General features: G+C 53.7%; 26 protein-coding genes. 13 read left to right on the top strand and 13 right to left on the bottom strand.

The features are described 5' to 3' along the window. Positions 1-207: 207 nt before the first annotated feature. Positions 208-390: a hypothetical protein gene (locus P2G53_RS07390; RefSeq protein ID WP_275815751.1), complete on the top strand. Its 183-nt coding sequence runs from the start codon at positions 208-210 to the stop codon at positions 388-390. Positions 391-447: 57 nt separating this feature from the next. Here P2G53_RS07390 and P2G53_RS07385 read toward each other — a convergent pair whose 3' ends face one another. From P2G53_RS07385 to pdxH, 4 genes are all read right to left on the bottom strand, one after another. Next, positions 448-639, bottom strand: a complete 192-nt coding sequence (locus P2G53_RS07385) for a YqaE/Pmp3 family membrane protein (protein ID WP_275815749.1) — start codon at positions 637-639, stop codon at positions 448-450. Positions 640-649: 10 nt separating this feature from the next. Continuing rightward, entirely contained in the window at positions 650-1,120 is a 471-nt protein-coding gene (locus P2G53_RS07380) for a peptidylprolyl isomerase (RefSeq protein WP_275815747.1), read from the bottom strand. 82 nt (positions 1,121-1,202) lie between these two features. Continuing rightward, on the bottom strand, positions 1,203-1,871 hold the full coding sequence (locus P2G53_RS07375) for a carboxylesterase (protein WP_275815746.1): 669 nt from the start codon (positions 1,869-1,871) through the stop codon (positions 1,203-1,205). Next, complete coding sequence (gene pdxH / locus P2G53_RS07370) at positions 1,868-2,518, bottom strand: pyridoxamine 5'-phosphate oxidase (protein ID WP_275815744.1); 651 nt, start codon at positions 2,516-2,518, stop codon at positions 1,868-1,870. The genes P2G53_RS07375 and pdxH overlap by 4 nt, the downstream gene beginning before the upstream one ends. 233 nt (positions 2,519-2,751) lie before the next feature. Between pdxH and P2G53_RS07365 the strand changes: the two genes are divergently transcribed. Continuing rightward, complete coding sequence (locus P2G53_RS07365) at positions 2,752-3,438, top strand: hypothetical protein (RefSeq protein ID WP_275815742.1); 687 nt, start codon at positions 2,752-2,754, stop codon at positions 3,436-3,438. Positions 3,439-3,443: 5 nt separating this feature from the next. On the opposite strand, the gene P2G53_RS07360 is transcribed toward P2G53_RS07365, so the two are convergent. After that, a complete protein-coding gene (locus P2G53_RS07360) occupies positions 3,444-4,448 on the bottom strand; it encodes a hypothetical protein (RefSeq protein ID WP_275815740.1) in 1,005 nt (334 codons plus the stop codon). 9 nt (positions 4,449-4,457) lie between these two features. Continuing rightward, positions 4,458-5,324, bottom strand: a complete 867-nt coding sequence (locus P2G53_RS07355; RefSeq protein ID WP_275815738.1) for an alpha/beta hydrolase — start codon at positions 5,322-5,324, stop codon at positions 4,458-4,460. 154 nt (positions 5,325-5,478) lie between these two features. On the opposite strand from P2G53_RS07355, the gene P2G53_RS07350 reads away from it, so the two are divergent. Both P2G53_RS07350 and P2G53_RS07345 read left to right on the top strand, forming a co-directional pair. After that, on the top strand, positions 5,479-6,747 hold the full coding sequence (locus P2G53_RS07350) for an HlyD family efflux transporter periplasmic adaptor subunit (protein ID WP_275815736.1): 1,269 nt from the start codon (positions 5,479-5,481) through the stop codon (positions 6,745-6,747). Then, on the top strand, positions 6,740-9,877 hold the full coding sequence (locus tag P2G53_RS07345; RefSeq protein WP_275815734.1) for an efflux RND transporter permease subunit: 3,138 nt from the start codon (positions 6,740-6,742) through the stop codon (positions 9,875-9,877). Before P2G53_RS07350 ends, P2G53_RS07345 begins: the two co-directional genes overlap by 8 nt. A 19-nt stretch (positions 9,878-9,896) precedes the next feature. Here P2G53_RS07345 and P2G53_RS07340 read toward each other — a convergent pair whose 3' ends face one another. Further along, on the bottom strand, positions 9,897-10,247 hold the full coding sequence (locus tag P2G53_RS07340; RefSeq protein ID WP_275815732.1) for a PilZ domain-containing protein: 351 nt from the start codon (positions 10,245-10,247) through the stop codon (positions 9,897-9,899). 167 nt (positions 10,248-10,414) lie between these two features. On the opposite strand from P2G53_RS07340, the gene dapC reads away from it, so the two are divergent. The 7 genes from dapC (at position 10,415) to P2G53_RS07305 (ending at position 15,744) form a co-directional block, all read left to right on the top strand. Continuing rightward, complete coding sequence (dapC, locus tag P2G53_RS07335; protein ID WP_275815730.1) at positions 10,415-11,617, top strand: succinyldiaminopimelate transaminase; 1,203 nt, start codon at positions 10,415-10,417, stop codon at positions 11,615-11,617. A gap of 10 nt (positions 11,618-11,627) precedes the next feature. Further along, the gene (locus tag P2G53_RS07330) at positions 11,628-11,972 is read left to right on the top strand and encodes an ArsC family reductase (RefSeq protein ID WP_275815728.1); all 345 of its coding nucleotides are present in this window, start codon (positions 11,628-11,630) and stop codon (positions 11,970-11,972) included. Between the two features lie 44 nt (positions 11,973-12,016). After that, positions 12,017-13,048: a 2,3,4,5-tetrahydropyridine-2,6-dicarboxylate N-succinyltransferase gene (gene dapD, locus P2G53_RS07325; RefSeq protein ID WP_275815726.1), complete on the top strand. Its 1,032-nt coding sequence runs from the start codon at positions 12,017-12,019 to the stop codon at positions 13,046-13,048. Between the two features lie 67 nt (positions 13,049-13,115). Continuing rightward, positions 13,116-14,264: a succinyl-diaminopimelate desuccinylase gene (gene dapE, locus P2G53_RS07320; protein ID WP_275815724.1), complete on the top strand. Its 1,149-nt coding sequence runs from the start codon at positions 13,116-13,118 to the stop codon at positions 14,262-14,264. A 1-nt stretch (position 14,265) separates the two neighbouring features. Further along, positions 14,266-15,096, top strand: a complete 831-nt coding sequence (locus P2G53_RS07315) for a putative RNA methyltransferase (RefSeq protein ID WP_275815722.1) — start codon at positions 14,266-14,268, stop codon at positions 15,094-15,096. Further along, a complete protein-coding gene (locus tag P2G53_RS07310) occupies positions 15,093-15,380 on the top strand; it encodes a hypothetical protein (RefSeq protein WP_275815720.1) in 288 nt (95 codons plus the stop codon). Before P2G53_RS07315 ends, P2G53_RS07310 begins: the two co-directional genes overlap by 4 nt. Next, positions 15,358-15,744 carry a hypothetical protein gene (locus P2G53_RS07305; RefSeq protein ID WP_275815718.1) on the top strand — a complete coding sequence of 129 codons (387 nt, stop codon included), beginning with the start codon at positions 15,358-15,360 and terminating at the stop codon, positions 15,742-15,744. The genes P2G53_RS07310 and P2G53_RS07305 overlap by 23 nt, the downstream gene beginning before the upstream one ends. Before the next feature lie 12 nt (positions 15,745-15,756). Here the strand turns inward: P2G53_RS07305 and P2G53_RS07300 are convergent, their stop codons facing one another. The 4 genes from P2G53_RS07300 to P2G53_RS07285 all read right to left on the bottom strand — a co-directional run bounded on the left by P2G53_RS07300 (position 15,757) and on the right by P2G53_RS07285 (position 19,905). Continuing rightward, positions 15,757-16,200, bottom strand: coding sequence for a hypothetical protein (locus P2G53_RS07300; RefSeq protein WP_275815716.1), 444 nt, complete (start codon positions 16,198-16,200; stop codon positions 15,757-15,759). 97 nt (positions 16,201-16,297) lie between these two features. After that, entirely contained in the window at positions 16,298-16,771 is a 474-nt protein-coding gene (gene greB, locus P2G53_RS07295; protein WP_275815714.1) for a transcription elongation factor GreB, read from the bottom strand. Positions 16,772-16,931: 160 nt separating this feature from the next. Beyond that, positions 16,932-17,933, bottom strand: coding sequence for a methyltransferase (locus P2G53_RS07290; RefSeq protein WP_275815712.1), 1,002 nt, complete (start codon positions 17,931-17,933; stop codon positions 16,932-16,934). Positions 17,934-18,111: 178 nt separating this feature from the next. After that, positions 18,112-19,905: a PQQ-binding-like beta-propeller repeat protein gene (locus tag P2G53_RS07285; protein ID WP_275815710.1), complete on the bottom strand. Its 1,794-nt coding sequence runs from the start codon at positions 19,903-19,905 to the stop codon at positions 18,112-18,114. Between the two features lie 364 nt (positions 19,906-20,269). Between P2G53_RS07285 and P2G53_RS07280 the strand changes: the two genes are divergently transcribed. Both P2G53_RS07280 and P2G53_RS07275 read left to right on the top strand, forming a co-directional pair. After that, complete coding sequence (locus P2G53_RS07280) at positions 20,270-21,562, top strand: HD domain-containing phosphohydrolase (RefSeq protein WP_275815708.1); 1,293 nt, start codon at positions 20,270-20,272, stop codon at positions 21,560-21,562. Positions 21,563-21,848: 286 nt separating this feature from the next. After that, positions 21,849-22,841: an LLM class oxidoreductase gene (locus P2G53_RS07275; protein ID WP_275815706.1), complete on the top strand. Its 993-nt coding sequence runs from the start codon at positions 21,849-21,851 to the stop codon at positions 22,839-22,841. Positions 22,842-22,848: 7 nt separating this feature from the next. On the opposite strand, the gene P2G53_RS07270 is transcribed toward P2G53_RS07275, so the two are convergent. Next, complete coding sequence (locus P2G53_RS07270; protein ID WP_275815704.1) at positions 22,849-23,268, bottom strand: GFA family protein; 420 nt, start codon at positions 23,266-23,268, stop codon at positions 22,849-22,851. 269 nt (positions 23,269-23,537) lie between these two features. Next, positions 23,538-24,590, bottom strand: coding sequence for an NAD(P)-dependent alcohol dehydrogenase (locus tag P2G53_RS07265; RefSeq protein WP_275815702.1), 1,053 nt, complete (start codon positions 24,588-24,590; stop codon positions 23,538-23,540). Between the last annotated feature and the right edge of the window lie 304 nt (positions 24,591-24,894).

Raw genomic sequence — 24,894 nt, 5'->3', positions numbered from 1 at the left:
TGAAACATGCTTGATGGTGAGAAGAGTACGCTGATCCTGACTCAACAACATTGATATAGCTCAACAAAGCAATCGCCTGTTTTTCATACAACAGGAAACAGGTCAAATCTTGCAAAAAAAGGGTTTATCACCCATACCTGAATGTGTCGGCAGCAGCATGTTGAGATCTGTTGTCAGCTGAAGTTGGCCACCAGAGGAGTGCGCCCTATGCCCCAAAAAATAAAATCCTGGACCCCTGATCAACTGAAGAAGATGAACCAGTCCGGCTTTATGGTTGATATGCTGGACACATTTAAATTCTCTCCTGAAATCAGAGATGATGACACGGCCATTGATACGATGGTGGAAACACTGACCCGGGTTGAAAGCGATATAGGCAAAAGTGAGTAACCTGAGGTCACAAAAAAGGGCATCTTTCGATACCCTTTTTTATTACCCGAATCCACCTTAACGGTCGATCATGGCCTGTCTGATTTTTGCGTCTGTTTTGTACTGACTTAACGCATACACCGACCAGATAGCGGCCGGAATCCAACCAATCAGAGTCAGCTGAAGAATCAGACAGATAATGCCGGCAATCGGCCGTCCAATGGTGAAAAACTGCAGCCAGGGAATCAGCAACGCCAAAATTAACCGCATGGGCATCTCCTTAAGCGGGTTCAATTCGTCCTGCCGCCAGCTCGGACTCAGTAGCCTCACGCACAGCGACAACTTCCACATCAAAATTGAGCACTTGACCCGCGTAGGGATGGTTGCCATCCACGGTTACTTCTTCGTCATTGATATCAACAACGGTAACGTATTCCGGCTGCCCTTCGGGGTCTTCCATCTGACAGAGCATACCTGTTTCCAGCGTATCGAATCCAGCAAATGAAGCACGGTCTACCACATAGACTTTGTCTTCATCACGCAGGCCGTAACCCTCTTCAGGCTGTAACTGAATAGTAAACTTATCTCCCACCGAACGGCCCGTCAGTGCCTTTTCCAGGCCCGGCACAATGTTGCGGTGGCCATGCAGATAGGGCAGCGGATCACCCCCTCGGGAACCCTCTATCACTTCACCCTGTTCATTCACCAGAGAATAATGGAACAGCACAACGCTGTTATCTGCAATCTGCATACTTCACCTATATTGATACGCACTGAAAATCCGCGCCAGTATACCTGCTACCTTTCGCCTGAACGAGCCAGAGACGGTGCAGTTACGCCTGCAGGCAGGCCACAATCCATTTGCCAAGGGCCTGAATCTCTTCCAGACAGACCTCATGGGCCATCATGTATTCCTGCCATGTGGGTGCATAACCCAGCGATTGCAGGTCTGCCAATGCCTGTTTACCCAGTGCGAGTGGCACCACAGGATCGCCGACACCGTGGGCTATCCAGATCGGCAGATCAGCTTTTTCGGTTGCAGGCTCAAGCAGATCCAGCGTCCCCAGATAGGTGGACAAACCGGCCACCCCCGCAACGCGCCCGCTATAGCTCAGCGCTGTGTGATAAGCCACTGCGCCGCCCTGGGAAAAACCGATCAGCAGAATACGTTCTGCCGGAATACCGGCCACCACCTGAGACTCAATCAATTCGATGATCCGACGACTGGAATCCACCATGCCCGACACATCAATCTTGCGACCGATATCCATCTCCAGAATGTCATACCAGGCAGGCATCACCATGCCACCATTCACCGTGACTGGCTGCATTGGCGCATGGGGAAACAGGAATCGCACGGCAGAGTCAGCGGGCAGCTCCAGATAGGGGACGATGGGTTCAAAATCATGTCCACTGGCACCCAGTCCATGTAACCAGATCACACAGGCATCCGCTGGTGATGCGGGTTCAAGGGTAACCAGCGTCTGTTCAGTTTCACTCATGGCTGCAACCTCTCAACACACCATTCGCCGTTGTCCTGCAGACTGTAACGGAACCGGTCATGTAACCGGTTTTCCCGACCCTGCCAGAACTCATAACGTTGCGGGATCAGAATATAACCACCCCACAACGATGGCCGGGGAACATCACCCTGCGGATAACGTGCCTGTAACTTTTTTACTGTGTTCTCCAGCGCCTCCCGATTTTCGATCGGATGACTCTGACAGGAAGCCGCCGCACTCATGCGGCTACCCACCGGTCTTTGCTGAAAATATTCATCCGCCTGTGCTGCCGTGAGTTGCTCCACGCGGCCACAGATACGCACTTGCCGCTCCAGGCCATACCAGTAAAACAGCAGCTCAGCCTGCGGGTTCTCCTGCAGCTGGCGACCTTTATCACTGCGATAGTCGGTATACCAGGCAAAACCCTCGGGACCAAAATGTTTCAGCAGGACAATTCGGGCTGCCGGCATGCCTTCAGCATCGGCGGTTGCCAGCACCATTGAGGTGGCATCATCGGGACTGACACTCAGCGCCGTCTCCATCCATAGGGAAAATTGCTTTACCGGATCATCGCAAAGATCTTTACGGCGCAGGCTCTCTGCCTGATATTCCCGCCGAGTTGAACTCAGATCAGCACTTTCTTTCATGTCGCTTAACTATCCTCTGTTCCCCGCCTGCTGACGGAGATGATTGAACGGCCCATCATATAAGCCCTGCTCTTAACTGCAAGCTTCGGACGATCAATGCTTATTCCCAGCGCCAGTATAGACAACTGACACTGTTAAACGGCGATTAGCCGTCAGATATGTATTCAGCTTGCTTCACGTGCGCTTTTATAGTTCGATTATCTCAACTTCAGTGATGATCTGGCTCAAATGCAATGCGTGTAATTGGTCTGATGTGTGTGATTCTGTTGCTGGGTGGCTGTATGGAACCCGGTAAGCGTCCCTTTCAGCTCAAGAACCTGGCAAAAAGCGACATCGACATGGTGGCCGATGCGCATATCCGTGAAACTCAGCGTCTGGCCCGTCTGCTCGCCATAAAACTCTACAAGCGCAATCCACGCGAACTGAAAAAAGTCCCGGGCATGACCCTGGACCGCCGTCTGGATCAACTCTTCCCCCCAACCCGTCTAGTCCGAGGCTTCGATGAACTGGGCTACAAGGACGGCTATGAAGCAGCGCCACTGGCTTTTTCAGAAAATTTTGAGGGAGATCGGGTCTTTGCGCTGATGGCGGGCGTGACCGGCATGCTGCACCGCGCCTACAACGGTCAGAAAGAGGTGTTTCTGCTGGATGAGCTGGATCATCAGAAACTCTACAACTCAGCCCGCAATCTGGAATCCATCGCCTGGCATCTGAATAACCGGCACAGACCGGATGGACAGCTTTACCTGCTCAGCAACGGCATCAGTGACGACGGGGTTACCAACTACAGTTATGAGCGAATTCTGAGCAAGCTGATCAGCCTGCAGGATATGATGGCAAACATCATTGCTGACAGCACCAACCGCACCATCACCCGGGTGGTGCACAGTGCGGCATCCATGACCCTGTTGCCAATCTGAAGCGTCTATTTACAATAATCGCCGCGCTGATTAACCCGAATATCGTAGATTTTATGGTTGTTATTGAGGCAGAGCACCACGTCCGCCCGTGACGGCATATCCTCCAGCATCTGCTGGGTCAGTCTTTCATAGTGCTGAATAAACCGACGTATCTCTGCTTCATCCATGATTTTCAGATGCTGTGTCGGCTGTTGCGTGTTGTAGATATAGCGCACCCGCTCCGCCAGTTTTTTCTCCTGCAGCGAGCGCCACTCATAAACCGCCTCCATACTGGGCACCTTCAGCATGATCAACATATCCAGCATGGAAAACAGCAACTGATAGCGGTCAGATAACTGCGCATTCACATAATTACGCCAGGCACCGTCAGGATCCATCTCCCGTTCAAGCTCATTGATCGGCTGTTCCAGTTGCTGCTCATCCTGCGGTAACGCGCCGACACACCAGCCTTCCAGCACAATCACATCCACCGGCCCGGTCCATTCCTGCCAGACCGCCTCTTCACAGCGCTCATCCGTGGATTTATCAAACACAGGAATTTTGGTGACGCTGTCCGGGCCGCTGTTTTTCAGCGCGTGGAGGATCTCAATGCCCAATTCCACATCATGGGTGCCAGGCACGCCCCGGGTCTTCAACAGAGGATGCACAGACTCAGCCAGTTGTTGGCGCTGTTGCCGGGTTTTATAGAGGTCATCAATACTGAAACCAACGACCTTGAGGCCAAACCCCTCGGTCAGGATCACTTCCAGCAGATTGAATAATGTAGATTTACCGGCGCCCTGAGCACCATTGATGCCCAGCACCAACGGTCCGTTTTTTTCTGACTTACGACAGGCCACCCAGGCGCCCAGTGGCACATAGATCGCCTCCAGCATCTCAACCAGACCAATATCGACGCGCAGTGACTCCAGCGTCGAGGCAAATGCCTCTTCAACCGCGGTCACCGCAGCAGCACGTTTACGTGCGGTGAAGCAGAGCTCGTTCTGGGGCCAGCGGGTTATAACTGACATCAATTCACCTCAGTTGGCAGCTGGATTTCCGGTCAGGGCACTGTGCTGTCGGAGCCAGTGCTGAATATGATAGATCTGCTCCGCTTCCATCAGAGAGGGGGCATGTTCGATCTCAGGCAAAGATAACAGACTCAGTTGGGGGTTGGCCTGCATTCTGCGGACGGTTGGCTCCTGCAGAACATCTGACGCTTCCCCCCAGATCAAAAGCTGCGGCAGCTGTAATGTTTCCCACAGTGCCCAAAGGTCCACATCAGCCCCGGCATTCTGTCGGGTTGCCGTGGCGATCGCCGGGTCATAATGCAGATAGTAGCTGCCCTCGACTTCACGCACACCACAGCGGACAAGGTGCTGCCACTGGGTATCGGTCAGATTTCTGAGTGCCGGGTAACGACCACGCATAAACTGCTCGGCCTCAGCCAGGGTTGCGAAACGGTGTTCACCCAGATAATCAGAGATGCGTTGCAGCGCACTGGAAGGCACAAACGGGCCGATATCATTCAGCACCAGGGTTTTGATGGGTGAATTTGGCAGCGCCGCCAGACACATGCCAATCAGCCCCCCCATTGAGGTGCCCACCCAATCCACCGCATCAACCCCCAGTCGGGCGATCAATGCTGTCATATCCTGCATATACTGGCCGATCTGATACATCTGTGGTTGTGGCAACCAGTCACTGTCACCCCGTCCCACCACATCCGGACAGATCACCCGGTAATCACGTGACATCGCCTGGGCCAGTTCATCAAAATCGCGACTGTTTCGGGCCAGCCCGTGCACACAGAGCAATACGCGATCATTCTGATTGCTCCCCCACTGACGATACACCATCCGGTGAAAACCGTTTTCATGTAAACATCGTACTTCTGCTGTATGCATGATGTGCCCTGTGTTCAGAGAACCTCTATTATTCAGTACGTTAGCATGGCCAGCATAATTGTAAAGAAATGCAATGGCTGCTGACCTGGCAGACAAGTTTCGGCTACCATGGCCAAAGTGATGTTTTTAACGGTTTTTTTCAGGATCAGAATCCATGTCGCAATCTGTCTTGAGTCGATACAAATCCAGTCTGCGCTGGGGGCTGCCCATCGCCCTGCTGGCGCTGGCGGTTCTGGCGTTTATGGGTTTAACCGGCAGTAAACCTCAGGCCCCCTCTAAACCCGCCACCGAAAAGGTTTGGAGTGTGCAGTCGATTAAAGCCGAAACCAGACAACACCAGCCGGTGCTGGAGCTGTATGGCCAGATTGAAGCACCCCGCCTGACCACCCTGACCTCTGCTGTGAATGCCTATGTTGAACAGATAGCAACAGATGCCGGACGATCTGTTGCAAAGGATGAACTGCTACTGCAACTGGACCCGCGCGATGCCATGCTGGTTTTGCAACAACGGGAATCTGCCGTCACTCAGGCACAGGCGCAGCTGGAGGCAGAACAGGTCCGGCACGCCGCCGACCTTAAGTCACTTAAAATCCAGCAGAATCTGCTGCAGCTCAGTGCCCGCTCCGTTAAACGGTATGAAGACCTGGAACAGCGCAAAGTCGCCAGCGTTGACCAGCTTGATACCGCCCGCAGTGCCTACCAGCAGCAGGCGCTGGCACTGGCGACCCTTGAAGAATCCATCGCCGACCATCCGAACCGCCTGAAACAACAGCAGGCCCAGTTGGATAGCGCCATTGCCGCCCGGGATACCGCACAACTTGATCTGGACCGAACCCGCATCACTGCGCCCTACGATGCCCGTATTGTCAGTGTCAATGCAGGCCCCGGTGACCGGATCAAAATCGGCGACCAACTGATCACCCTCTACAATCAAAACCGGCTGGAAGTCCGGGCACAGATTCCTAATCGTACGCTGAGCATGCTCAGACAATCCTCCCAGACAAAACCGATCACTGCCGTAGCGCCATTGGATGGTCAGGCCCTGCAACTGGAACTGGACCGTTTTGCCGCCACGGTTAATGCAGGACAGGCGGGTATCGATAGTTTTTTTGCCATTAAAGACAGTACGCTTCCTGTAGAAGCGGGGCGTTCATTGTCGCTTTATGTCGACCTGCCGCCGCTTGATAACAGCATTGCCCTGCCCGCCACCGCACTCTACGGACTGGACCGGGTTTATAAAGTGGTCGACGAACGGCTTGTGGCCGTCAGTGTGACACGACTGGGCGACACTCGAATGCCAAACGGTGAACTCTACATTCTGGTTCACAGCGAACAGATCCAGAACGGTGATGCGATCCTGATCACGCAACTACCCAATGCGATTTCTGGCCTGAAAGTCAAAGAGGTGGCCATTGATGGCTGAGCATATCGGCGGCCTGAAACAGCTGGTTTCCACCTTTACCCAGCACCGGGTTGCCGCCAATCTGCTGATGGTGTTGATGCTGATGGCCGGCTTTTTTGGCCTCAACCGACTCAATACCCAGTTTTTTCCCAGCTTTGAACTGGATGTGATCACCATCAGCGTGCCCTGGAGCGGCGCTGCTGCTGAGGATGTAGAAACATCGGTGATTCTGCCAATTGAAGAGGAGTTAAAATCCCTTACCGGCATCGACACGGTGTATGCCACCGCCCGACAGGGTTCAGCATCATTCCGCCTCGAACTCGATGAAGACAGCGATATCGACTTTCTGCTGGATGAGGTCAAACAGAAGGTTGCCAATGTCCGCAGCGAACTACCCTCAGACATAGAAGAACCATTGGTACAGCGGGTGATTCGTTATGAGCAGATCGCCAGTCTGATCATCAGCAGCCCTCAGGGTTCTCTGGAAGAGCTGCGCCCTCTGGCTTTGCGCTTTGAGCAGGAACTGCTGTCTCTGGGCATCAACAAAATAGACTTCGTCGGCATGCCGGATCAGCAACTCAGCATTGAGCTGCCCTCGGCACAGTTGCATGAACTTGGCCAGACCATGGCGCAACTGGCGGACAATATCCAGCAGCGCAGTATCGACCTGCCCGCGGGTACCGCGGCACGCGGCGAAGGCTCACGCCAGATTCGCAGTCTGAGCCAGCAGCGAGATGCAGAAGGGTTTCGCCAGTTACCAGTCTATACCGACAATCAGGGACGTCTGATTCGGTTGGGTGACATCGCCAGTATCCAGCTGAGGGAAAAAGATAACCAGGTCACCCTGAGCTATCAGGATGCACCTGCTGTCATGTTAAGACTGCGCCGGACAGAAAATCAGGACACGCTGGACTCGGCCCGCACCCTGCAAACCTGGCTCGATCAAACCCGGTCCAGCCTGCCCCAGAGCATCAGCCTGACCACCTACGATGAACGCTGGCAGCCCCTTAAGCAGCGTATTGATCTGCTGCTCAAGAACGCCCTCAGTGGTCTGGTACTGGTGATTGCCATTCTGTTCCTGTTCCTCAATGCCCGGGTGGCCTTCTGGGTCACTGTCGGTATCCCGGTGTCTTTTATGGCGACGCTGGCCGTGCTCTATGCCATCGGCGGTACCATTAATATGATCAGCGTGTTCGGCCTGATCATGGCGCTGGGGATCATCGTCGACGATGCGATTGTGGTAGGTGAAGATACCCTGACTCACGTCCAGCGCGGCGAGCCCGGCTTACAGGCGGCCATTGGTGGCGCCCACCGGATGATGGCCCCGGTATTTGCCTCATCACTCACCACCATCGCCGCTTTTTTACCACTGCTGCTGGTGGGCGGCACCATCGGCAATATCATGATCGATATTCCCACCGTGGTGATCTGTGTCATTCTGGCATCACTGGTGGAGTGTTTCCTGATTCTGCCCGGCCATCTGCACCACAGCATTCACCGGGCGGCCGATCTGCATCCTTCCAAGCTCCGATTACGTCTGGATGCCGCATTTAATCAGTTCCGAGATTACCGTTTCCGGCGCTGGGTCGAACAGGCAATCGACCTGCGCTGGGCCACCATTGCCGGCTGTCTGGCGCTGCTGATTATCGCCTTTGGCTTGGTCATGGGTGGCCGGGTCAAATTCTCTTTTTTCCCGGCAGTCGAGCGCGACACTCTCACTGCCAATGTCCAGTTCAGCGCAGGCACCGACCGGGCAACCGTGCAGGCGTTCCTCAGTCACCTGGATCACACACTGGCTGATGCCGACCAGAGCCTGGGGGGCGGCAACGTAAAAGTCGCATTTCAACAACTCGGCAGTAACGAAGCTCCGCGCAGCTCCTCTTCCAGCAGCAGTGGTGACGAGTTTGGCGCGCTGATTGTAGAACTGACTCCGGGGGACCACCGCACTGTCACCACACGTGAGCTGAACAAGGCCTGGCGTGACCGGATCATTAAACCGGCCGGGCTGGAGCAGTTCACCATTGATGTGGCAATCAGCGGCCCGCAGGGCAAACCGATCGAGATCAAACTCAGCGGCACCGACATCAACGTGTTGAAACAGGCGTCGCTAGATGTGCAAACCCTGCTGAAAGGTTATGTGGGTTTATCCAACGTGGGGGATGATATGCCCTACGGTAAGGCTCAGCTGATCTATGACCTGACGCCGGCCGGCAAAAGTGCCGGTCTGACACTGGAAGCGGTGGGACGCCAATTACGTTCGGCGTTTGATGGCATCAAAGTACAAAGTTATTACCTTAATCGGGAAGAGATCGAGGTGCGCATCCAGCTACCGGAAGCCGAGCGTGACCGCCTCAGCCTGCTGGAACAGCTGCCGATTATTCTGCCCAACGGCACCACCACCCCGCTGGTTAATGTCGTCGAGTTCCGGCCCCGTCAGGGTCTGGATACCCTGACCCGCATTAACGGCCAGCTGTCGATCAATGTCAGTGCCGATCTGGATGAAGCCGCCGCTAATGCTGATCAGATCATCGCCGACCTGCAGACTGGCAAACTGGATCCGATTCTGAGTCAGTACGGTGTCAGCGCCAGTTTTGAGGGAAAAAACAAAGACCAGCGCGAAACCCTGGCGGATATGAAAATGGGCCTGATACTGGCATTGGGTCTGATCTTTATCATTCTGGCCTGGGTGTTTGCCTCCTATAGCTGGCCCCTGGCCGTGATGATGGCCATCCCACTTGGACTCACCGGCGCGATATTTGGCCACTGGTTGTTGGGTATGAGCCTGACGGTCCTTTCGCTGTTTGGTCTGTTTGGTTTATCCGGCATTGTGATCAACGACTCTATCGTCCTAATCACTTTCTACAAACAGCTTCGGGCGCAGGGCATGGCAATACGGGAAGCGATTATTGAAGCCACCTGCCAGCGCCTGCGGGCTGTACTGCTGACGTCTCTCACCACCATTGCGGGGCTGTCGCCGATTCTTTTCGAAACCTCATTACAGGCCCAGTTCCTGATTCCAATGGCAACCTCAATTGTCTTTGGTCTGGCCTACGGTACGGTGCTGATCCTGTTCTTTGTGCCAGCGCTGCTGACCATTATTGAAACTGCAAAAGAACGTCAAAAGACCTCCCCAGAGGTCCTGGTGAATTAAGTCGACGAGAATCAGGGCATCAGATAAAGGAATGCTCAGTGATAAAGTCCTGTAATCTGGCAGAGGAAATTGGATCTGCGCTGAGTATTCTTAACCCCAGACGGCTGCGATTTTCCGCCAGTGCCTGACGGTACATGGCCCGACAGTGAAAATGCACCGGATGACCCGACAGACCAAAATGCACTGACATCTCTATCGGGGTGCCCTGTATCGCCGGTTTCAGTTCCGCCAACTGGCCATTGCCTTCAATCTGCAACCCATCACGACTTATATTTGTGATTGTGACATCCGGTGATGGACCGAATGCACACTCCGCTTCAGCAGGAATTTCGCTGCCAATACGGTCATTGATTCGACGTTCAATCGTCATTACTGCCTCCTGCCAAATGGCTGAAGCACTGCCGCACACCTCGACCGGCGACATGGTCTCGCTCACTACAGCTTGGCCCAAAATCAGGACTTAATCCAATTTCACTAATCCGCTATACTTTGCGCCCTTCAACCGCTTCAATTTGTGACTTACGGTAGCCAGGCAGCATGAATCGCGATCTTGATCTGTTACAACCTTATCCATTCGAAAAATTGGCTGAATTGAAGGCAGGCATTACGCCACCCGCAGAACTTCAGCATATCGCGTTGTCGATTGGTGAACCCAAACATACGTCACCCGCCTTCGTTGCTCAGTCACTGATCGATAATATTGGCTGTCTGGCAAATTACCCGACCACCAAGGGTCTGCCCGAGTTGCGTCAGGCGATTGCTGACTGGTGTACCCGCCGTTTCAATCTGAGTCCGGGCAGCCTGACAGCCGACGCCCATGTTTTGCCGGTCAACGGTACCCGTGAAGCGATCTTTGCATTTACCCAGGCCGCCATTAACCGTGACGGCAATCCTCTGGTTGTGTCACCCAATCCGTTCTATCAGATCTATGAGGGTGCGGCTTATCTGGCGGGCGCTGAACCTTACTATCTGAACTGTCTGGCAGAGAATAACTTCATTCCGGATTATGACGCTGTACCCGAAGCGGTCTGGCAGCGCTGTCAGTTACTGTTCCTGTGTTCGCCTGGCAATCCAACCGGCTCAGTGACCGATCTGGACACGCTGAAAAAACTGATCGCCCTGTCTGACAAGTATGACTTCATCATCGCTTCAGACGAGTGTTATTCAGAGATCTACCTGCAACCCGATCAGAAACCGGTTGGCCTGTTACAGGCCTGTGCCGAACTGGGCCGGGACGATTATCACAACTGTATCGTGATGCACAGTCTGTCCAAGCGTTCCAACCTGCCGGGCCTGCGTTCCGGTTTTGTGGCGGGTGATGCCAAATTACTGGGACCGTTCCTGTCGTACCGGACCTATCACGGTTGCTCCATGCCAATCCAGCATCAGCTGGCATCCATCGTGGCCTGGAATGATGAAGCCCATGTCGAGGAAAACCGCGCCCTGTACCGGGAAAAGTTCAAAGCGGTGATCGACATACTGTCACCGGTGATGGACGTTCAGTACCCGGATGCCAGCTTCTACCTCTGGGCAAAAACACCCATCGCCGATGACATCTTTGCCCGTGACCTGTTTGCCACCCAGAACCTGACGGTATTGCCTGGTCGCTACCTGTCTCGCGAAACCGATGGCATACTGCCGGGTGCTGGTTATGTTCGGATGGCGTTGGTCGCCACACTGGACGAGTGTGTTGAAGGTGCCCAGCGTATCCGCCGTTACGTCGAAAGTCTGTCAGCATAAGGATCAGTCAATGATTACCCTGTACGGCATCAGCAACTGCGATACGGTAAAAAAAGCCAAAAAGTGGCTGGATGACAATCAGCTTGAATACCGTTTTCATGACTTCAGAAAAGATGGGCTGGACAGTGCCCTGCTGAATAACTGGTGTGAGCAGATTGGCTGGGAAACACTGCTGAATAAACGCGGTACCACCTGGCGCCAGCAACCGGATGATGTCAAAGAGAATGTAAATGCCGCCAATATTGAAGCCCTGCTGCTGGCTCAACCGGCGATGATTAAACGGCCGGTGCTTGAACATAACGGCACTGTCCGGGTCGGCTTTAAAGCCGATGAGTATGCAGCCCAGCTGCTATAACACTGTTAGACAGAATAATTAAATGACTATTACTGGAGAGAAACATGACTAATTTTGCATTTGGTCTGGGTGTAGGGACTAAATCGTCCTCCGGCACTCTGCTGGAGGTCTACTACCACGCTCCCTTGCTGAACGCTGATCAGTCCCTGATCGACGCAGTGGCTGCCGTTGTGGGTTATGAGGGTGGCAACGAGTGTATCGAACTGGAAAACTCCCAGCTGAAAGCTCTGGAAGAAGCCTTCCTGTCGGTTGATGCTGAAGCTCAGGCGGAAGTGGTTGAGATCCTCAGCGGCACTTCTCAGACCGTACTGGTCACCATTCTGGAGAGTGATGCAGAACCAACCAGCACAGCAGAAGCCTATCTGAAGCTGACCCTGCTGTCCCAGCGTCTGGTCAAACCCCACGGTATCAATCTGAGTGGCATCTTTGGCCTGCTGCCGAACGTCGCCTGGACCGACGAAGGTGCCATCGCGCTGGAAGACCTGCCAAAACGCCAGCTGGCTGCCCGTGCTCAGGGCCGTATTCTGGGTGTTAACTCTGTCGATAAATTTCCGAAAATGTCTGATTACGTGGTACCTACCGGTATCCGTATTGGTGATGCGTCCCGTATCCGTCTGGGTGCGCATGTGGGCGAAGGCACCACCGTGATGCATGAAGGCTTTATCAACTTCAATGCCGGCACTATGGGTGTCAGCATGGTTGAAGGCCGTATCTCTGCCGGTGTAATCGTCGGTGACGGTTCCGATCTGGGTGGCGGCTGCTCCACTATGGGTACCCTGTCCGGTGGCAACAAGCAGATCATCTCTGTGGGTGAAAACTGCCTGATCGGCGCCAACGCAGGTCTTGGCCTGCCACTGGGTGATCGCTGTACGCTGGAAGCGGGTCTTTATGTGACCGCCGGTTCGAAAGTCACCCTGCTGGATGACCAGGGCAAAACCGTCGGCACCATCAAAGCGGCTGACCTGGCCGGCAAGCCTGATCTGCTGTTCCGTCGTAACTCCCAGACCGGTCGGATTGAGGTGAAAACCAACAAAACCGCGATCGAACTGAACAGCGAACTGCACAAACACAACTAAGTCCCTCACCGCGCGGCTCAGCCGTGCGGTGTCCTCTCCCCCGGCAGAACCCTAAAGGAAACCGCGCATGACACATCCCCATTCCGCCACCATTGAACTGGCCATGGACCTGATCAATCGTCGCTCGGTGACCCCGGAGGATGACGGCTGTCAGGAGCTGATGATTGAACGGCTGGAAGCGCTGGGTTTTAAAATTGAGCGTCTGCCGTTTGAAGAGGTCAGCAACTTCTGGGCGCGCCGTGGTGACAGCGGCCCGCTGTTCTGTTTTGCCGGCCATACCGATGTCGTCCCCACAGGCCCGGAAAAAAACTGGCAGTTCCCGCCCTTTGAAGCGGTGATTGAGCAGGGCATGCTTTGCGGCCGCGGCGCGGCCGACATGAAAGGCAGTCTGGCGGCATTCATTACCGCCCTGGAACGTTTTATTGCTAACCACCCGGATCACGAAGGCTCGATCGCTTTGCTGATTACCAGTGATGAAGAGGGCCCCTGGGTGAATGGTACCGTGCGTGTGGTTGAGCATCTGGAAGCCCGCGACGAAAAAATCACCTGGTGTGTCGTAGGCGAGCCTTCCAGTACCGCTCAGGTAGGCGACGTGATCAAGAATGGTCGCCGTGGCTCTCTGGGTGGCAAACTGGTAATCCATGGTGTGCAGGGACATGTTGCCTATCCACATCTGGTAAAAAACCCGATCCATCTGGCAACACCGGCACTGGCCGAACTGGCAGCCGAGGTGTGGGATGAAGGCAATGAATTCTTCCCGCCCACCAGCTTTCAGATCTCCAATATCAACGCCGGTACAGGCGCCACCAATGTGGTCCCGGGCCACATCGATGTGCTGTTTAACTTCCGCTTCTCCACCGAAGTAACCGCGGACGAACTGAAAGACCGGGTGCGCGTGATTCTGGATAAACACGGTCTTGACTGGGGTATCGACTGGACCCTGTCCGGCAACCCTTTCCTCACTGATCGGGGTGATCTGGTTGAGGCCTGTCAGGACGCTATCCGCGCCATCACCGGACTGGAAACAGAACTCTCAACCTCCGGCGGCACATCTGATGGGCGTTTTATAGCACCCACTGGTGCTCAGGTGGTCGAGCTTGGCCCCATCAACGCCACCATTCATAAAGTGGATGAGCGTGTGCGCTGTGATGATCTGGATACACTCTCCAATCTGTATGAGAACATCATGGCCCGGTTGCTGACCCGGTCAGAATAAGATGCAACTCTGCTGCCCCGTCTGTCAGGCCAATCTGCTGGAAGATAACCGGCAGTTACGTTGTGCACAGGGGCATAGTTTTGATGCCGCCCGGCAAGGTTACTACAACCTGTTACTGGTCCAGCGCAAGCGCAGCCTTGATCCCGGTGATAATCCGGAGATGGTCCAGGCCCGCCGACAGTTTCTTAATCGCGGCCAATACGAGCCGCTGTCAGATGCCATCAACCAGCTTTGTGCAAACGCACTGGGCGATGCACAGACCCCTGACATCCTGGATGTCGGCTGCGGTGAAGGCTATTACACAACGCGACTGCGAGAGCACTTGCTGACCACCGGTCTGGCACCGGATATAGTCGGACTCGATATTTCCAAACATGCCATCAAAGCCGCCACCCAACGAAATCGGGATATTCAGTGGCTGGTGGCATCCGCTGCAGATATGCCACTGCCAGATCAGCAGCTCGATCTGGCTGTTTTGCTGTTCAGCCGGATTTTGCCTGAACCCCTCAGCAGGGTATTGAAACCGGGCGGCACATTACTGGTGGCCTGGTCCGGCCGTGATCACCTGCGTCAGCTACGTGAGCTAATCTATGCCGAGGTCCATGACAGCGTGATGGACGTAACTGAATTGCTCCAAACCCACTTCACGCCGTCTGAAATAACCACCGTTCATTATGATTTCACCCTCAGCGGAGCTGATGCGATTGGTGATCTGCTGGCAATGACCCCCCACGGCCAGCGACTGAAAAGTGAAGCCCGTGAGCGTATCCTCAACCTCAACAGCCTGACCCTGACGCTGGACGTCAATCTGGGCATATTTAAGCGTTTATGAAGCGGGAGATCTGGCAGCGCTGGCTGCAAAAACGGGTGCAGGACCCCCGGCGTAATCTGGCACTGCTGGGTATAGGTTTTGCCATTTTTGCACTAGGCATGACCGCTTTGGTGGTTGCTGAATTCGCATTGCTCAGCTCTGTCAGTCAGGAGCTGATCGCCCTGATCGGCTTGATCGTGGCCGCTATCGGCAGCATACTGGCGGCCATCGGCTACCTGAGCCTGAGTGTGCTGCGCCTTCTCCATTTTCTGAGTGATAAAGATGACCGACACCCGCCATCCTGATATCGAAATCTATATCAAAAACTGTTCACTGCAGCAGATCGAGGACTGGCTTAACAGCTGTGCTGATGCGTTGATAGTCGGCAAAAAAAGCGGCGAGATCAGCCATTATACAGCGGTGTTTGCTGAAGCTAAGATTCCGGTAATGATCCATGAGAAAGTGGTTGGTAAAGCCTGGTGCAGCGTCTGGTTTGATGGTGACGCCACCCCATGGGCTACAGATCTGGAGTGTGCCAGAGCCGCCTCAGCAGCGCTTAATACGCAGATCCGCTGCATCGCCAGTGGCTGGCAGGAAGGCGATGATCCGGACGAGTGGTGGAAGGTCGAAAACGGTGAAACCTCACAGATACAGTGGCACACCCAGTAATTCACTGATGCCTCAGGCAGCCGCCACCAGACGCTGCCGAGAGGTTTCAATTTCAGCCGTCATCAGTTGTCCGGCCTGAAACAACCCTTCACTGTTCTGCATGCGCAGAGGTTGCAACCGTGGTACTGGTCGTTCAGCCAACGCCGACAGATAACTGTTCAGGTACGCAAAGTCTGCATTCCTTCCCAGATGCACCGCTTCATTAAAACGCTCTGCCACCGCAGGGGTATAGAGTTCATCCTCGACGGGATATACATAGCCCTGAGTGGGCAGCTGGAACTCACTGCCGGGAGTCGCTGCCTGACCCACCGCATCCGGACGCATATATGACTGATTCGAGGCAATCAGACTCAACAGCATAAAGAAACGCGCGCCATTACCGCTTTGAACGGCAGGCCCGAGATCGACAGTTAACCCGTCGATACGTTGCTGTATCTGTTCTGTTGTTATCGCCACAAATGGATTCGCACGCTGAGAAAAGGGACGCTCTAAACCAATTCAGAGGTTATCGGCAAAAAACGCTCACGCTTGACGCTCAACGGCTCGGAGAAAATTATTTTGGGTAGGTAATCTCATTAACGACCCAGTACATCTCACCCTTGGGTGTGCGCACCAACACCTCTTCACCGACCTCTTTTTTGAGCAGGGCACGGGCCATGGGTGAATCGATCGAGATATAGTCTTTGCGGTCAAAAATTTCATCATAGCCGGCAATTCGGAAGCGCCGGGTTTCACCCGCCTCATTTTCGACTTCGACCCAGGCGCCAAAAAACACCCGCCCCTCCTGCTCCGGGGCGTAATCAACGATCTTCAACAGATCCAGGCATTTGCGCAGATAACGAATACGCCGGTCAATTTCACGCAGACGTTTTTTGTTGTACTGATAGTCGGCATTTTCACTGCGATCACCCAGACTGGCCGCCCAGGTGACCTTCTGGGTTACTTCAGGCCGTTCTTTACGCCACAGATGATCCAGCTCTGAGCGGAGCTGTTCATAGCCATCACGGGTGATCAGGTTGGTTTTCATAAGGCTCACGGACTGCAACGGGTAGCTAGATGTTTAGCCCCGAAAATGGTCACTCTCGGAGGCATTTCAGGCGCATCTTAGCAAAACTCATCCCGTGAAGCGGCATGTAAAACAGAAAATCTGGGCTCGATCGATCGGGCCCAGAGACAGAACGCGTAAATCAGGCGAGCTTAACTTCCAGCAAAGAGAGTGCAGTACCGGTTTCCGTGACGGACACCAGTTTGAGCCCTACCTGTTGGAACAGGCGCTCAAACTCGGCCAGATCACGCTCCTGTCCACCCCAGGTCATCAGAAACGCTTCCAGATCTTTCGAGAAATGCGGCACATTACCCTCAGGTACAATGGCGTCAATCACGTAGAGACGACTTTCAGGGGCCATAGCTGCCTTAACGGTCTGCAGGATTTTGCAGCAATCCTCATCACTCCAGTCATGCAGAATCCGCTTCAGAAAGTAGACATCAGCACCCATGGGGACCTTATCAAAGAAACTGCCGCTGACACGCACCACAGATGTTTCATCAGTCGCTGTATCGCCCAGTCCAGCGATCACCTGTGGCTGATCAAACAACATGCCTACCAGATGAGGATTTTGCTGTAGCACTGCGGTAATAAAGCCACCCTGACCACCACCCACATCCACGACACTGGTTGTGTCCTGTAACGGGCAACAACCGGCAATCACCGGATTTTCCAGTTCGGCATAATTATCCATGGCCCGGGAAAACTGCTCACCCTCATGGGCATGTTCATCCAGATACTCAAACACCCCTTTGCCAAACAGCGCCGTGTAGGTGTCCTGTCCAGTTTCGATGGTGTGCTCCAGCTCGCCATAAGCTTCCCACATTGACCGGGTCACCAGATGAGCGGCATGTCGAACCGTACCATCCACACCCGACTGCAGGACATCTGACAAGGCAGTAGGGATAAATACCCCTTTATCGGTTTCAGCAAAGATCTGATAAGACGCGAGCAGGCGCATCAGTCGATAGAGCCTGTCTTCATTCAGACCGGCCTGCTGAGCAATCAGACTGACGGGCGTGCCCGAGGGATGTACATGATCGGCCAGACCCAGTTTGGCGGCAACATGGATCGCACGAGAGATAGCAAAGCCCCAGTAGAGCTCATTGATGCGGTGAATTGGGTTCACGTCTGTTGATGACATGGGCGGCATTCCTCCTTGTGTTATTTTTATGCGCCCATAACACTCAGCAACCCATATGCCATATATCCAACCTACTGATTTATATTGATTTATACATCACGGATCTTCAGTAGCTCAGTTGTTTCATAACCGCCTGCGACAGACTGTCCCAGTCACAGGCGTGTCATTTAGTCGGGCATCAGGGTTTAGGCAAGGCAAACACCACCAGTGCCCCACCCCGCCGGAAACCAAACAATGAGTTGCCCCCGGCAGCGACAGCCACATACTGCACCCCGTCCACTTCATAGGTGATCGGTGGTGCATTGACCCCGGCCCCACACTGGAAGCGCCAGAGTTTGTCACCATTTTCACTGTTGAAGGCATTCAGGTAACCATCACCCTCGCCCATAAATACCAGTCCACCGGCGGTGGTTAACACACCGCCCACCAGCGGTTTTTCGGTTTTATGCTGCCAGCGAATACGACCTTTTTCAGTGGTCGAGATGGCAGTCAGGGTACCCCAGTTAGGCTCATCCAGCGGTTTGAGTTCGGTATAACGAATCTGTTTTCCATCCTGACCGGTCACCAGATCTTTCACTACATAACGGATCGGAATATGCGATGCCGCCACGTAAGCCAGACCTGTTTGCGGATTAAGCGCCACCGGTGACCAGTTCGCTCCGCCCACGGCACCCGGTGTCACACGGGTACCCTCCGCGGTAGGAGCCGCAAACAGATTTTCCTGCGGTACAAACGCATCGGACTTGAACAACAACTCTCCGGTATGGCGGTTATGCACATAAAACCAGCCGGTTTTTGAGGCCTGCCCTACCGCTTCGACCACATCCTGATCTGTCTTCAGATCAAACAGCACCGGTGGGCTGGCAACATCATAACCCCAGAGATCATGCGGTACCTGCTGGTAGTACCATTTGAGTTTACCGGTATCCAGATCCAGCGCCGCCAGCGACATGGTGTAAAGATTGTCGCCGGGGCGGGAGCTGTCATCCATCTGCGGCGAAGGGTTGCCGATGCCGACATACAGCGTGCGGGTACGACTGTCGTAAGCAGGCGTCGTCCAGGCAGATCCACCACCATGTTTTGCCGCATCCGGGAACTGAGCCAGTACCGCTTTTTCCGCTGCGATATCACGCGGCAGTGCCATACCATCCGGTGTGGTTGTGCGGAAATCACCCTCCCAGCCCTGATCAGGTACGGTATCAAACTGCCAGACCCGTTTGCCGGTTTGCGCATCAAAGGCCGCGTAAAAACCGGGACGACCGTAATTACCGGCAAAACCCACCACGGCGCCGACAGGAGCCCCGTCGGTTTCAGCCTCCAAGTGCAAGCCGTAACCCACCCCGGTGATACCAATAATCACTTTACCGTCTACGACCTGAGGGGCCATGTTGACGCCGACCCCGGTGGTCCCGTAGGAAGCCTGACCCGCCATGCTGTTCGCGGCATCGAGCTGCTTCACAGTCTCTGTGGGGCCGAAATCATGGGCTACAGGAATATCCCATACCGGTGTGCCATTGGCGGCATCCAGCGCGATCAGACGCGCATCCACCGTACCGATATACACCTTGCCATAGGCCACTGCCACGCCGCGGCTGGCAGGACCACAGCACATTTTTTTGGTGGTCCGCTCATGTTCATACCGCCATTTTTCTTCGCCTGTCACCGCATCCAGAGCCACCACATGGTCAAAGGGCAAAGAGAGGTAGATGACACCGTCCACCACAATTGGCGTGGCCTGAAAAGACGCTGGTATGCCGGTTTGATAGATCCAGCGCGGCACCAGTTGGTCGACGGTTTCCCGATTGACCTGTTTAAGCGGCGAAAATCGTTGCTGCTGATAATCACGGCCATAGGCCAGCCAATTGCCCTTGTCACTTGTAGCCGCCAGTAAGCGGGCGTCATCCACCTCTGCGGCAAACGCGACTGGCGAGATAAAAAACAACAGGGGACAGAGCCAGTTTTTTATTTTCATTGGGCACCTCTTCTCCATTTGAATTCAGCAATTCGCTAACGCCAAAAACGCCGAAACTGCGATGTAGCTTAGTTCAGTTTTTCAAGCAATTGCTGCGCCAGCCGATGCCCTCTCTCTGGCTGGTCCAGCCCCCTTTGACTGAGGCTTGAAACGCCTAAAATCATCTATATAAATCAGATAGTTGAAAAAGATCTTTTTTTAAAATTCAGACCCAACATCCCGCGATTACATCAAGTGAAAAAAACCGCATCACTGTCGCAGGGTGAAACACATTGACTCAAAACATGATCAAAGCTGCTAAATTCATCCGTATGTCTGTATCTGCTGCTAGGCTTGTTCAATGGCAGCATGGAAGGGATTACAGATGACCGAGCCAAAACAGGAACACGGCGACAATGATTTTTTAGCGCTGGAAGTCGATGTAGGCCGTGCAGCGCACACGCTGACTAAAGCGCTGGACTATGTGGGCATTGATGATAAAAGCCATGGCCGCCGGGTCGGCCTGATCTGCCATCGCATTTCTCATCGGTTGAACTGGAACCGTGAACACAGACACTTTGTATTGCTGGCGGGCATGTTGCATGACTGCGGCGTCTCCTCAACCAAGGTGCATCAGAAACTGGTAGACGAGCTGGAGTGGCAAGGCGCTGAAGAGCACTGTATTCGCGGTCACTATTTTCTGCAAAGCTTTCCCCCCTTCAGAAGATATGCACAGGCAATCCGTTACCACCACACTCGCTGGGAGCATCTACCGGAGGAACTGACCCAGGAGGTAAAGGAGTATGCCAATCTGATTTTTCTGGCCGACCGACTGGATGTTTTGTTTGCCAGCTACATCAAAGATCACCCCGATTATCTGGTCCTCCTGAATCGGCAGCAGTTTCTCGATGAGCTGCGCCCTCACATTGGCACCCTGTTTTCAGCAGAGCACTTTGCAGCGCTTGATCAAGCCGCACAAAAAGAGAGTTTCTGGTTAGAACTGTTTGATGAGTATCTGGATGACGCCATCTTCGAAACCCTCTCCTCCAATGACTATAGGATCACACTGGGATTTGCTGAGATTGAATCTTTAGGCGAACTGATTTCCCAGATCGTGGATGCGAAAAGTCCTTTCACGCATTACCACAGTATCCGCGTGGCGGATCTGTCTTATGCCCTTGCCGAGCTGGCGGACATGGACCGCTACCAGACGCGGATGCTGCGGATTGCCGGGCTGTTGCATGACGTTGGCAAACTGCGCACCCCCGATGAAGTGTTGGAAAAACCGGGGGCTCTCACTCCGGAACAGCTGGCCCAGATGCATAGCCACCCACTGGACAGCAAGCGAGTGCTGCAGACCATCTTCCCGAATACCCCGATTGCCAAATGGGCCTCAGAACACCATGAGAAACTGGATGGTTCAGGCTACCCCTATGGCTGGAAGGCGGATCAGATTGATACACCCACCCGCATACTCTGCATTGCCGATATTTTCCAGGCCTTGTGCCAGAAGCGCCCCTATCGTAACCGACTGAATATTGAAGAAGTACTGACAATTATGGATGGCATGGACAGCGCGGGTCAGATCGATAGCAACATCTATCATCTGCTAAAAGCCAACAGAGAAAACTTATACAGTATTGCTGTATCTGAAGGGGTCAGAGTATTTCAACCCTGACCTGATCTGTTCCAAACAGCCCCGACCCGACTGGCAGTCAATCTCACTTGGTCATAGATGTCCTGATTAATACTCAGGAGTTAACGCATATTGAATATTTCCTGATGGAAATGTCCCGCAGACAGCCCCCCGGAGATTAAATCCTGCCGCAACTGCTGTCCCAATGCGTGAGGGCCGCAGAACCAGACACTGGCCTGATTCCACGTCGGCACCTGACAGGGCTTAAGGAGATCCATTGTCCTGAGTTTGACTATACTTTTGCGATACTCACTGATCCCGAATCGTTATGCATCTTCATACCTCACAAAACCGAATTCTGAATCCGAATGACGCACCCACTGCACCCGGTTTCCGTCAGATGTTCGCCAAAAACAAACTCACACTGGGTCTGTTTTTTCCGCTGGCCGCCTATGCCAATGACACGCCGAATCTTGAAGGACAGGCCGAGCTTGCCGCGCAAGCGGATCAGGGAGGGTTCAGCGCCTTGTGGAGCCGTGATGTACCGCTGCAGGATCCTGAGTTTGGCGATCTGGGACAGGTGATCGACCCTTTCGTCTGGATGGGTTATATGGCCAATCATGTCCAGAGGGCCACACTGGCTTCGGGGTCACTGATTCTGCCGCTGCGGCATCCCATCCACGTAGCCAAGGCGGCAGCATCAATGGATAACCTGACCAACGGGCGTTTTGTAATGGGCGTTGCATCCGGCGACAGAGCCGTGGAGTTCCCCGCCTTTGGTCAGGAACATGCGACCCGTGATCGTACGTTCCGGGAGGCTTATAACTACATAGAGCAATTACTGACCCGCTCCTATCCTTTGATTCAATCTGAACTGGGCACCATGAGCGGCGGCAATCTGGTACCCAAACCCGCTTATGGTCGGGTGCCAATCGGTGTAACCGGAAGCTGCAGACAAACACTGGAGTGGAACGCAAAACATGCTGATTTCTGGCTGACCCATCCGCGAGGGCTTAACACCACGGCTCAGGTGCTGCATCAGTGGCGCACAGCCGTCCAGGCTGCAGGGTTCGCATATGAGAAACCGGTGGCGCAGTCCCTCTATATCGACCTGAGCGATGATCCCAAACGGCCACCGGCACAGATTCATCTGGGGTATCGGATGGGGCGTGAAAGCCTGCTGAATCTGTTAAACGCCTATCAGGAGATCGGCATCAATCATGTGGCCTTCATACTGAAGTTTTCTCAGCGGCCGGTGAAAGAGGTGATACAGGAACTGACTGAAGAGGTAGTTCCTCTGTATCCGACCCACTCACTCTAGTAGGTTATCAATCCCCGGCCTGAGGCTGACCTGGCACTTTTGGAATATCGTCCCCCAGTGTCGCCCAGGACAGCTTGGAGTCGCACCAGATTTCAAGCCCAGGCTTAACCCAGGTCGGATCATCCAACGTGCCAGCCATAATGAAAGAGACACCCGGCACCACTTCAACCTGGGTCCGAAGAGAGGAGCCACAATGGCTGCAAAATGTACGCGCGACTTTATGCCCGCTGGTTCCGGCGTGCACAAAATCTTTGACGCCATCGCCTGAAATTTTAAGCGTATCCGATGGCACCGCCACATTCATTGTAAAAGCTGAACCTGTCTCTTTTTGACAATCAGTACAGTGACATGCAGCAACCATTACAGGTTCTGCATCCGATGAATAATGCACATTACCGCACAGGCAACTACCTGCAACTTTAGACATACCCTGCTCTCTCATTGTTATTTTGTTACTAAATATGGACCAATGACTGCGTCAGAACAAAGTCATTTTTATCTGACCATGCTGCCGAGAAAAAATCGACACATGTGCGTATGTATGATCGCAAGAACGTCCCACCCTCCTGCATGTTCAAATAGATTGACGTGTTGTTGGGCGTTCTGGGATGAGCCGCAAAACGACTGATGATCACTAAAAAAAACACCCCGACTGGCGGGGTGTAAGATGCTGGAAAACAGGATGTTCAGTTGAAATCAGTCTCCGACTGACAAAGAGGACATATCCATCACATAACGGTGGGCAATATCCCCTTTGCTCATTACGGCAAAGGCTTCATTGACCTGATCCGGTCGGATGATTTCACAAATCGGGTGAATATTGTGCTCGGCACAGAAGTTGAGTACTTCCTGGGTTTCTTTGATACCTCCGATCAGCGAACCGGCAATACGACGACGTCCGAAAACCAGAGGCACCGTCATAAACTCATTCATCGGTCCAATCTGCCCCACCAGCACCAGCGTGCCATCTACATCGAGCAATGGCGCATAGGGCGACACATCATGTTTAACCGGCACCGTATCTATAATCAGATCCAGCGAACTGGAGGCTGCCGCCATGGCGGACTCATCGGTAGAAACCAAAATTCCACTGGCACCAATCGCTTTGGCATCAGCTTCTTTTTGATTGGATCGGCTCAGGACAGTCACTTCAGCACCCATGGCTACGGCCAGTTTCACTGCCATATGACCTAGTCCGCCCAGGCCAATCACGCCGACCCGACTACCGGGACCGATATTCCAGGTACGCAAAGGTGAAAAGGTTGTAATGCCCGCACACAGGATGGGCGCCGCACGAGACAGATCCAACGCTGCCGGAATACGTAAAACAAACTCTTCACGCACCACAATATGCTTGGCATAACCGCCCTGTGTGATCTCACCGGATATACGATCAGGAGCACCGTAGGTCGGAGTCAGACCTTCACGACAGTACTGCTCTTCACCGTGATTACACTGATCACACGACTGGCAGCTATCTACCATGCAGCCAACGCCCACATGATCACCGGCCTGGTATTGAGAAACCTCAGGACCCACCTCCAGCACCCGACCGATAATTTCATGGCCGGGCACCAGCGGGTAGTGCTGGGGACCCCAGTCACCATTCACTGTATGCAGATCAGAATGACAGATACCGCTGTATAAGATTTCGATCGCTACATCGTTGGCGCGTAGCGCCCGACGTTCAAAATGGTAAGGTTTCATCTCTGCATCTGATGAATAGGCGGCATACCCTACAGTTTTCATGGCAACTCCTGACATATCACGCTAACCAGTCACAAACAGGCAACGCCGTCGGCATCACCTCAACAATGGATAGATTGTACTGACGCAAAGCCTAAAACTGCCTGCCAGATACTCGCCAATGTTTGCTCGATCCTCCGGGGTCTAAATCGAAAATGACATATACAGGCTTTATTCTTGCCAAATCCTTAAAATATGAACAGCACAATCCTCTGAGCGATTGGCCAGATCAGAATCTGACACAAAAACACCTCCTCAGGGCGGTTTGTAAAAGTGGTGGGGCGTTTAGGGTTACTCTAACCCAGGG

Origin of the sequence: Neptuniibacter sp. CAU 1671 (assembly GCF_029222905.1) — a bacterium.
Lineage (GTDB): Bacteria > Pseudomonadota > Gammaproteobacteria > Pseudomonadales > Balneatricaceae > Neptuniibacter.
Note: the sequence above shows the minus strand (reverse complement) of the source record. Positions and strands in the feature narration are given on the sequence as shown.